General features: G+C 68.3%; 2 protein-coding genes. Both read left to right on the top strand.

Annotation, left to right across the window (positions count from 1 at the left end; all coding sequences use genetic code 11):
- Positions 1 to 76 precede the first annotated feature (76 nt).
- Entirely contained in the window at positions 77 to 376 is a 300-nt protein-coding gene (locus ABT288_RS49995; RefSeq protein ID WP_351623457.1) for a transposase, read from the top strand.
- Entirely contained in the window at positions 373 to 1,245 is an 873-nt protein-coding gene (locus ABT288_RS49990) for an IS3 family transposase (RefSeq protein WP_351623456.1), read from the top strand. The genes ABT288_RS49995 and ABT288_RS49990 overlap by 4 nt, the downstream gene beginning before the upstream one ends.
- Positions 1,246 to 1,285 lie beyond the last annotated feature (40 nt).

The following is a 1,285-nucleotide window of genomic DNA, read 5'->3' as shown; positions in this document are numbered from 1 at the left end:
TGGGCTTGATCCGCTTTGACGGACATCGCAGATCAGGGGCTTCGGTCCCAGAAGGATGATGTCCATCATGGAGAGCATGGGGAAGAAGAAGCCGCGTCCTCGCCGCTCGTTCACGCCGGAGTTCAAGGCCGAGATCGTCGAGCTGTGCCGACGCGGTGACCGCTCGGTGGGCCAGGTCGCCAAGGACTTCGACCTGACCGAGACCGCGGTGCGCGACTGGGTCAAGCAAGCCGAGGTCGATGCCGGCGAGCGTGACGGTCTGACCAGCAGCGAACGCGAGGAACTGGCCCAGTTGCGGCGGGAGAACCGCCGGCTGCGGGAGGACGTAGAGGTCCTCAAGCGGGCCACGGCTTTCTTCGCGAAGGAGACCCGGTGACGGTGCACCCGTTCATCGAGGCGGAGAAGCAGGCGGGCCACAGCGTCAAACGCGCTTGTGAACTGCTCAAGGTCTCCCGTGCCGCCTTCTACGCCCGCCGCGCCAGCACCCCCGGTCCCCGGGCCGTGCAGGACGCGGAGCTGACCGAGCAGATCACCACGGTCCACGCCCGGTCCCGGGGCACCTATGGGGCCCCGCGCATCCACGCCGTCCTCAAGCGTGAGGGGACGAGCTGTGGCCGCAGACGCATCGCCCGGCTGATGCGGGCCGCGGGGCTCGCCGGCCGGCACCGCAGACGCCGACACCGCACCACGATCCCCGACTCGCACGCGGCCATCCGCCCGGACCTGGTCCTGCGCGACTTCCGACCCGACCCGGCCGCGGTCGACACCCGCTGGTGCGGCGACATCACCTACATCCCCACCGACGAGGGCTGGCTCTACCTGGCCACCGTCATCGACATCGCATCCCGACGGGTGGTCGGCTGGGCCACCGCCGACCACCTGCGCACCGAACTGGTCGCCGACGCACTGCGAGCCGCCTGCCACCAGCGCCGCCCCGCAGGTTCGGTGATCTTCCACTCCGACCGCGGCTGTCAATACACCAGCCGTGAACTCACCCTGCTGGCGGACGAGTTGGGTGTCCGGCTATCCGTTGGTCGCACCGGCCAGTGCTGGGACAACGCGCTGGCCGAGTCGTTCTTCGCCACCTTGAAGAACGAGCTGATCGGCACCCAGCCCTGGCCGAGCAGGTCCGCCGCCCACACCGCGATCTTTGAGTGGATCGAAAGCTGGTACAACTTGCACCGACTCCACAGCAGCCTCGACTACTGCAGCCCCGCCGACTACGAGGCCGCACTGGCAGCCTGACCACCACACCGATGGTGTCCGTCAAAGCGGAACAAGCTCA

Source organism: Streptomyces sp. NPDC001093 (assembly GCF_040298985.1).
In the GTDB taxonomy this organism is placed as follows: domain Bacteria; phylum Actinomycetota; class Actinomycetes; order Streptomycetales; family Streptomycetaceae; genus Streptomyces.
The sequence above is the reverse complement of the archived record's forward strand: the minus strand, read 5'-3'. Positions and strand labels throughout refer to the sequence as shown.

What these genes read in the sequence shown, in the direction of transcription:
- ABT288_RS49995 (WP_351623457.1), top strand. Translation starts at nt 77, where the DNA reads ATGGGGAAGAAGAAGCCGCGTCCTCGCCGCTCGTTCACGCCGGAGTTC.